The sequence below is a fragment of the Hyphomicrobium sp. genome, from assembly GCF_036833075.1.
Classification (GTDB): domain Bacteria; phylum Pseudomonadota; class Alphaproteobacteria; order Rhizobiales; family Hyphomicrobiaceae; genus Hyphomicrobium_C.
Map to the genome: position 1 here is coordinate 1 of NZ_DAITQL010000126.1, position 8480 is coordinate 8480.

Below are 8480 nucleotides of genomic sequence, written 5' to 3' on the forward strand. Positions count from 1 at the left end.
GCAAGGAAGGCGTGAAGCCATGAACGATTGCTGTGCAACCTCCTCCCGGGACAACCCGGCCGTTTCTCAGCCCGCGACACTGGCGAGCTTTGCCGTTCGACCGGGCGTAACGTTTCCGGATTGGTCGGCGGTCACGTCGCCTGTGGTCAAGAACGCTCTGCAGGCGATGGTCGGGTCCGACCACGTGCTCAATCGCTGGAGCGGTTACGATCCCGCCACCGACAGGGTGCGTGTTGCGTTGCTCCGACTCTACGCCGACCACGGGGGTGCCCCGACCATAAGCGCGCTTGCGGAGCGTACAAAACTCAGTGAGATGGTCATCCGGCCACTGCTCGACGAGCTCCGCCGGCGCGACCTCGTCGTTCTCGATGGCGAGCTGATCGTCGGCGCCTATCCGTTCAGCGATCATAACACCGGCCATCGGGTCACTCTGGACGGACGCACGCTGAATGCAATGTGCGCGGTCGACGCGCTGGGCATCGGTGCCATGACCGATCGCGACACCGCGATCGCCTCGCCCTGCGGCCATTGCGGCGCACTGATCCGGATCACCACGCAGGACCGAGGGCGGGCACTCGCCGACGTCGAGCCACAGTCGGCCGTCATGTGGCAGAGCGTCCGTTATGAAGGCGGCTGCGCCGCGAGCTCGCTCTGCGCGACGACCGCTTTTTTCTGCTCGGACGAGCATCTTTCCGCCTGGCGCGACGAACGTTCCACCGACGAGCCAGGTTTCCGGCTGTCGATCGAGGAAGGACTGGAAGCCGGCCGTGCTCTGTTCGGGCCGAGCCTCGCTGGTCTCGATGTGGCGTCGAAGAGCCTGGTGGTCGCCAACCGACCCTTGCGCACAAACGGTCGCAATGGAGGCGCTTACGATCTCGTCGTCATCGGCGCCGGCTCGGCCGGCTTCTCGGCCTCGATCACGGCCGCCGATCAGGGCGCACAGGTGGCGCTCATCGGCAGTGGCACCATCGGCGGCACCTGCGTCAATGTCGGCTGCGTGCCGTCGAAGACCCTGATCCGCGCGGCCGAGACGCTTCATAACGCTCGCGTGGCGGCACGTTTTGCCGGCATTACTGCTGAAGCCGAACTGACAGACTGGCGCGGAACCGTTCGTCAGAAGGACACGCTCGTGTCTGGGCTGCGCCAGGCCAAATACGCGGACCTGCTCCCCGCGTACAATGGTATCGCCTATCGCGACGGGCCGGCTCGCCTCCTCGACGGCGGTGTCGAAGTTGACGGCGCGCGTATTGCCGCTGGCAAGATCATTATCGCAACCGGCGCGCGGCCGGCAGTTCCTGCTATTCCTGGCCTCGAGACCGTACCGTATCTCACCAGTACGACGGCGCTCGACCTCGAGGAACTGCCGCGATCGCTGCTGGTGATCGGCGGCGGTTATATCGGCGCGGAGCTCGCCCAGATGTTCGCCCGTGCCGGCGTCAAGGTGACCCTCGTCTGCCGGTCCCGACTGCTCCCCGAGGCCGAGCCCGAGATCGGCGCGGCGCTCACGGGGTATTTCGAGGATGAAGGCATCACCGTTATCTCCGGCATCGCTTACCGCGCGATCCGCAAAACCGAGGGCCGAGCGTCACTGACCGTCACGCGTGACGGTCACGATGTCCAGATCGACGCCGATCAGGTGCTGATCACCACGGGCCGCACGCCCAACATCGAAGGCCTTGGGCTGGCCGAGCACGGGATCACCGTCTCGGCGAAGGGCGGCATCGTGGTCGACGACCGCATGCGCACGACCAAGGCTGGCGTCTATGCCGCCGGCGACGTCACCGGCCGCGACCAGTTCGTCTACATGGCCGCCTATGGCGCCAAGCTCGCCGCCAAGAACGCCCTCAATGGCGACAGCCTGCGCTACGATAACAGCGCCATGCCCGCTATCGTCTTCACCGATCCGCAGGTCGCAAGCGTAGGTCTCACCGAGGCGGCGGCGCGTGCGGCCGGGCATGAGATCCGCGTTTCGACGATCGGTCTCGATCAGGTGCCGCGCGCACTCGCCGCCCGCGACACTCGTGGGCTTATCAAGCTCGTGGCCGATGCTGCTGGCGGTCGTTTGCTCGGCGCCCACATCCTCGCGCCGGAAGGTGCCGACAGCATTCAGACCGCGGCTCTCGCGATCCGCCAGGGTCTCACCGTCGATGACCTCGCGGACACGATCTTTCCTTACCTCACCACGGTCGAGGGGCTGAAGCTCGCAGCACTTTCGTTCGGCAAGGACATCGCCAAACTCTCCTGCTGCGCCGGGTGAGCACAATCGGCGTCAAGGGCGTTTCCTGCCGATGATCGGTATGACGTCGGCGGTGCGGTTATCGCGCCGCCGTTCCATAAGCTGGCACAGCGCGCGGACTTGACGATGCTGGGCGAGCACGGTTTCGACGGCGCGCCGCTCCTGTTCGGCCCGGGCCGTCCCCGCCGGCCGATCCGTCGCGTTGCGCCGGGCTCTCGACTCGGCAACTGCATGGCGGAAGGCTTCCAGCACCTCGGAAGCGCGGTTCGCGGTCGCGCGACTGACACCTGCCTCGATGGCCAGATTCACAACCGTCAGCCTGCCATCAGCCACGCGGGGGCACCCATAAAGGAGGCGCGCCATCGCCTCACGAAGCGCCTGTTCCGTGGCTGCACTGACCGGCTTCATGATGTGCGTTCCTTCAACGGCGCGATGAGCCTGCGTTTTCTGTCGTTGTCCAGGCGCAGCGCTTCGCGTTGCAGCGGGGAGAGACGCTTGTCGGCGAGAAGATCCTCCGCCTGTGCAATGGAGGCTTCCCATGGCGGGAGATGTCGCTCGACGAGGCAGGCGTTGGGACATCGGTCGGGCGCGCATCGCGACAGGACCGGCACCGAGGCTGAAGGTTTCTCAGACTCCCGCAGGCAGAGCGCCGTCAATGGGTCGAAGAAGCAGTCGTTCAGATATCCGACATGCAGCGTGCGCGCCAGATGCGCCAGCATCGCCTTCAGGCGCTTGCGATCGGCCAGTTGCCCCGGAAGCGGGCCGAGTTCGCGGCCGACCCGCTCCAGTTCCACGCCGACGCGCTTACCGGCGGGTCCGCCTGGACCGTGACCGCGTCGATGGTTTTCGAAGTAGTCGATGATGTCGTCGAGTTGTCCGAGCGCCAGTTCCTGTTCGACCTCCTGCCTGAAGCCGGATGCGGACGAGCCGGCATAGCCGTTGAACATGGCCACGGAGGCGTGCTTGTACTGGATTTTGCCGGCGACAACCCCGAAGGGCCGGTTCGCGATGTACCAGGCCAGCGTTCGCCTGAACTGACGGGTGTTGAAGCGCCAGACGTCTTCTCCCACTCGGGGGATCACAGGACTATCGTCCGCGCCATATCGCTCATCGAGATGTTCTCGGAATTGGTTGATCTTCTTGGCGATGAGTATCGGCGTCTCGGCATTGTTCGTCTCGCGGTCGTCAAGGGCAAGCCATAGCCGCTCTGTCCCCGCATTCCGGCGGAATCGTTCCGAAAGACGCTCGGCAACCCGGATCGCCTGGACGGCGGCCTCGATGGTGATCCATTCGACCTGTTCGCCGCGAGCGCCGCGATCCTTCCAGGTCACGCCCTCGATCGCCAGCCTTTCTGTTCGCCCGTCCCGGTCGAGATTCCGTTTCAGGCAGCCGGATCGCAGCGACTGCACCTCACCGTCGCGCATGCCCGTCAGATAGCAACACACGATATAGGCGGCCGTCTGCAGGTGCCGTTCTTCCCGCGCCAGGCTGATGGCATCGAAGCGCTCCCGCCACGGTCGCCCCGTGTCGGGATCCGGGGAGATCGGCGTGTCCATCCCGCCCACCTCGAACCCAAGCTCGTCGACAGCATCATGAACCATCGACAACAGGGCCGGATCTTTGTGGACGGTGGTGAGATGCAGCCCGCATTGCATCGTCAGGAGCTTCAGATTGATGACCTCGCCATCAAACCTGCCGCCCCGCGACAATCTGCCGGTCAGCCCCCCGATCGAAAGAGGTCTTTCCCAGACAGGAATGCCTCTTCCTTCCTCGCGACGCTTGTCGATCCAGGAGGCCAGCATTACCGCGGGCCGCGTGTGGCGGGCGCGCGAGCGTGCTGCGAACCGGCTGTTCAGTGCATCGGCTTCAGCCCGGGCAGTGAAGATGTCGTCGCAGAGGTGCTCGACATATTTCAAGGCCCATCGCAGCATTGCGCCGATGACCGGCTCCGGGATGCGCGCGGTCCGGTTTTCCGAACAGCGCGTTCCCTGGCCGGTTGCCCGATAGACCGGTCGGCCGCGCCACGGGGTGAAGGTGATGCCACCGCACGTCAGATAGGGCGCCAGGCGATGAAGCTGGACGATGGGCCTGAGGCACACACCCACGCGCCCCGGCGTGATCGGCCGCGCCCGGTGATGGGTCGCGTATGCATCGATCAAATCCTGATCGACGTTTGCCAGATCGAGCTTGCCGATCCGCGAGCGCACGAAGTCCAGGAACCGGCGCAGCGTCGCAAGCGCAGTATGGCCGGAGACTGGCCGCAACCGCGGCTCACCGTCGGCGCGCCGTTCATTCATCCAGGCATAGATGTATTCCTTCGCAAGCAACCGCTCTGCCGCGCAGGGGATCACGCCGAAGTCGACCGTTCGAAAGGCCTTTCTGGCCATGTTGAACATCGCCGGCGCCATATCCCAGACATCATCGCCGAACCGCGAGAGCGCCGCTCGGTCGGTACCATCCCTGAGAGGCATCGAAGCCAAAACGATGTGGTCATCGACCCTGAGGCGTGAGACGGCACGCTCATCGTTCAAAGGAGAGGTAGTGGTCATGAGCCGTAAGCCTCCGGCGGAAGATAGAGCAACCGCGCCGAGGATTCTGCCGCCTCAACCCGTGCGCCTCCGACGACGGAGGACGGGAACATCGGCAGAATTTGCTCCGTGATCCTGCGGTATGGCCGATCGAATTTCTCGTTCCAGTCGCCAGAAGGCAACGCCTCCCGCAGCTCGTCCATGAACGCCTGGAACGCGATCAGCGCCGGTAGTTTCCGTGCGGTAATGACCGCGTTGGAGCATTCCAGGCACCCCCAGAACGGCGTCGGACAGGCTTCGCCTTCCCGACCGAAAGGGCTGACGCGGAAGTTGCTGCACGCCGCCAGCCAAAGATCCTGCTCTCCGTCCAGGAGCGGGCCGATCTTTTCCGACGGCACCGGCAGCCCGGTCGCGTCGGCTGAGGTTCGCAGCCGGGCTTCATCCGCGGGCACAACGATCCAAGGTCGCAGAGCCGGCGCCATCGCGTCGGTCAGTGCCTCGACTATCGTCTGCTCATGCAGATGCCGAAGGGCGGGGATGTCGGCATAATGGTTGGCCGCCACCGCTACCGTGTGGCCGACGGCAAAGTTCTCCAACTGCCCTCCGGTCCGCTTATACCAGTCAGCCTTCTGGGTCTTGCGCAGCCTGGAGAGATTGAGCGCCAGCGATTTTCCGGCGTCATCGACGATTCCGTACTTCTCGACAAACGCGGCCACGCAGGTCCCCAGCTTTTTCGGCGACGACAGGCGCCCCGGCTTCCAGGTGATCCAGAGCTTGCTCGATCCAGTGTGCTGCCGAGCCTTTTCCGTCAGCTTGATCGCCAGCCGCAGGACGGCTCCGGGCGTCTCCCGTCCGCCATCGCGGACACGCAAGCGCTTCCACTGGGCATGATGCGCGCGCCGCTTTCGATACTCGATCTCGACATAACCCCGGTTGGGATTGCGCAAGCAGTCAGCCTCAAGCCCACGCAGCGCTTCGATCTCCATGCCGGTCGTCAAGGACAGCCAGACGAGGAAGCCGACGACATCGTACCGGGTCAGATGGAAGCCGGCATGCAGTTCCTCGACCGGAGGCGGCTCGAGCCCGCATCTATGAGCGTGGTAGCGCAGATTGTCGAACAGCGCGCCTTCCCCGGCGACTACTCCCGCCGTCACAATCTGTTCGACCACTAGGTCATAGCGACGGCGCAATTCTGGATCACGGCCTACATCCAGAAGTGGGGGAGGCAGAGCCTCGCCCGTCGCTATCCGGTCGCGAGCCTCGATGATCTGGCGCATCGCTGCCTGCAGCAACGTCGAGGCAATCCTCCCACTGTAGGCATCGCGCGGCTTTGAGACGCCGTGCTCGCCGTGACCGATGTATTTCAGGCGCAACAGTGTTTCGGGCGGAAGCCTTTCAGGATTGAGCTCGGCGGCGACGCGCAGCACCCCGATCAGAGCACCGAGCACATTGCGCTGATTGGGTCGCTCGCCGCCGTTCTGCTCCAGCCAGTCCTCATAGGCATTGATTACCGCCGGAGTTAAGTCGTCGAGACGACGAGGTTTTACCGACGCCCCTTCCAGGAACAGCCAGAACCGCCGCAGACGGCGGATAAAGGTGCCTGCGGTTTTCCAGAGTGGTGCCGGCCCCATCCGGTGGAGATACTCCTGCAGGAATGGCGCAACCTCATGGGTCAGCGCCGTCAGCGGCCAGGAAGACAGATTGACGTCGATCCTCCCGGCATCTTCCGTCCGAAGGACGAAGACGAGCGGATTTTGCGGATTTTCCTCTTGAGTGTCGAACAATTCGATTCCAACTGGGAAGGTGGCACGACGACCGCGTTTCATCACAGGGGTCCACCAGCATTAACGCGCAGTTCCCAGGCCTCGACCGCAGCGTCGATCATTTCCTGGCTTTCTTCCATGCAATCCAGGTAGATGTGAGTGCTTTCGATGCGGCTATGGCCCAGCAAACGCTGCAACTTCAGAAGAGGATCGCCAATCAAGCGGCGGTACGCCGCGCCGATATGGGATCGGCGTTCGTCGAGTACCCATCCGATCTGTTCACGCACGAGCAGCGACAGCATATGAACCGCAAAGGTGTGGCGCATCATGTGCGGAGTGACGTCGAGGTCGATCCCGAACCGCCTGCACCGTACGCTTGCCCTCCGGAAGACCACCTCCCAAGCGGCCGGGGGCATGGGCCGCGCCCCTTCCGCCAGCCAAAGACACAATGGTTCGGATGTTTCCGCCCATACCAAGCGGCTGCGTTCGCGCGGCGCCAGCACGTCGACACTGGCTCGAACTGTGTCCTTTTCCAGAAGGAGCCTTCCCCGATCGTGGCTGACGACACGGATCGGATGTTCGATTGACCTATTGCGCGGTTGCGAAAGGCGCATGAGGACATTGGTCCGTTCCAACGCCGCGTATTCATGCAGACGCTTCAGCACGCGCTCGGGCAAGCGGATCTCGCGCCCCTTGCTACCCTTGGCAATGGCCGGCGCCAGTCGGAAAGATCGGCTCCTCAATGCACCGACCGGCTCCGTCCTCGGGAACTCGATCCAGAGCAGACTTGCCGCTTCCTGGAGCCGCAGGCCCGTCGTGACGAGCAATTCGGCGAACAACGCATTGCGCTCGCTGTTGCGGCCCTGCCAGGTGGGATCCTCGCTCCCGTCTGGAAGACGACCACGCAAGCCGATCTCGCGAAACAGGAGATACCGATCCAGGGAAAGGAACCGGATATCGCGTGTCCGTGCGCCGCGCTCGGTGGCAACATTGGCAGCGACCGCTATGGCCCCGCCGCCGTTCGTCCGTCGCCATGATTGCCGATAGGTGAAAGGCGATTTGGCGATCATTCCCTCTTCAAGAGCCCATCGGTAAAGCTTGTCGAGCGCTGCTACCGACCGGTTCCAGCTCGCGGCCGAGATGCGCGCCGGAGGAAGCGCCAGACGTCGCGCCGCATGGAAGGCTGCGACATCGTGCCGATCAGCCGCCCAGAGGGCTCTGTTGTCTCGGCGCTCGGCAAGAAAGCGCATCCAGATCAGGATATCCCAACCATAGGCGCGCAAGCTGTTGGGCGAACGAACCCCCAACGTGGGGCAAGCTCGAAAGAACCGGTTCAGGTCGTGATCGTAGCTGTCGTCATCGCCAAGAATGAACGGCATGCCGTCCACGAGGTTCAGCTTCTCGGCGGCTGCGACTTCATCCACCGACAGCCTGTGGACGACGCCATCAACCGTAACAGACTGCCGCAGCGTCGAAAGATCCGTGAAGAAGAGCTGGGGCATCCTGTTCTCCTCGGCCGCGATTTTCCCGCCGGGACGGGCTCGAGCCCGTCCCGGCGGGAAAATCGCATCGCCTCACCTCAAGCGAAGGGGAATGTCGTCAACGTTGATCGTGTGCTGCGAACGTCACAGCGGTAAGACAGAACACAGAGTCAGGATAAGAGCGTCATGCCCACCGCCGAATATGATGGGGAAGCCGACACCATCGTCGGTGAAATCGATCCGTTCGCCTGAGCCGGTTGGGATTTCGGCCTCGCCTTCGGCGAGGCGATCGCGACCGAATCAGTCGCCCGCCGGTTACTCTCGCCCCAACGCCTCAAGGTAACTTACGGCTGGATGGAGGTGCCAAATACGACTATTATAGTCGTAGTTCTGGCAAGTGCGTTCGCGTCGGTGGGCGGTGATCATGCATGATCACCGCCCGACAATCACGGGCCGCACGCGCGTTGCTGGG

Annotated in this window: 5 protein-coding genes; 1 reads left to right on the forward strand and 4 read right to left on the reverse strand. The window is 63.8% G+C overall.

The features are described from left to right. The first annotated feature begins 19 nt into the window (after nucleotides 1-19). The gene (merBA, locus tag V7082_RS20655; RefSeq protein WP_012092603.1) at nucleotides 20-2257 is read left to right on the forward strand and encodes a bifunctional organomercurial lyase/mercury(II) reductase MerBA; all 2238 of its coding nucleotides are present in this window, start codon (nucleotides 20-22) and stop codon (nucleotides 2255-2257) included. A 12-nt stretch (nucleotides 2258-2269) separates the two neighbouring features. Here the strand turns inward: merBA and V7082_RS20660 are convergent, their stop codons facing one another. Genes V7082_RS20660 through V7082_RS20675 form a run of 4 tightly spaced genes read right to left on the reverse strand, consistent with a single transcriptional unit; the run spans nucleotide 2270 to nucleotide 8029 of the window. Continuing rightward, nucleotides 2270-2644 carry a hypothetical protein gene (locus V7082_RS20660; protein WP_012092604.1) on the reverse strand — a complete coding sequence of 125 codons (375 nt, stop codon included), beginning with the start codon at nucleotides 2642-2644 and terminating at the stop codon, nucleotides 2270-2272. Then, a complete protein-coding gene (locus tag V7082_RS20665; RefSeq protein WP_334151509.1) occupies nucleotides 2641-4785 on the reverse strand; it encodes a hypothetical protein in 2145 nt (714 codons plus the stop codon). The genes V7082_RS20660 and V7082_RS20665 overlap by 4 nt, the downstream gene beginning before the upstream one ends. Then, a complete protein-coding gene (locus V7082_RS20670; protein WP_012092606.1) occupies nucleotides 4782-6590 on the reverse strand; it encodes a hypothetical protein in 1809 nt (602 codons plus the stop codon). Before V7082_RS20670 ends, V7082_RS20665 begins: the two co-directional genes overlap by 4 nt. After that, nucleotides 6590-8029: a tyrosine-type recombinase/integrase gene (locus V7082_RS20675; RefSeq protein WP_012092607.1), complete on the reverse strand. Its 1440-nt coding sequence runs from the start codon at nucleotides 8027-8029 to the stop codon at nucleotides 6590-6592. Before V7082_RS20675 ends, V7082_RS20670 begins: the two co-directional genes overlap by 1 nt. Nucleotides 8030-8480: the final 451 nt, after the last annotated feature.

Bases quoted from the DNA above. Each gene is read 5' to 3' on its own strand.
- merBA (WP_012092603.1), top strand. From the start codon at position 20: ATGAACGATTGCTGTGCAACCTCCTCCCGGGACAACCCGGCCGTTTCT.
- V7082_RS20660 (WP_012092604.1), bottom strand. From the start codon at position 2,644: ATGAAGCCGGTCAGTGCAGCCACGGAACAGGCGCTTCGTGAGGCGATG.
- V7082_RS20665 (WP_334151509.1), bottom strand. From the start codon at position 4,785: ATGACCACTACCTCTCCTTTGAACGATGAGCGTGCCGTCTCACGCCTC.
- V7082_RS20670 (WP_012092606.1), bottom strand. From the start codon at position 6,590: ATGAAACGCGGTCGTCGTGCCACCTTCCCAGTTGGAATCGAATTGTTC.
- V7082_RS20675 (WP_012092607.1), bottom strand. From the start codon at position 8,029: ATGCCCCAGCTCTTCTTCACGGATCTTTCGACGCTGCGGCAGTCTGTT.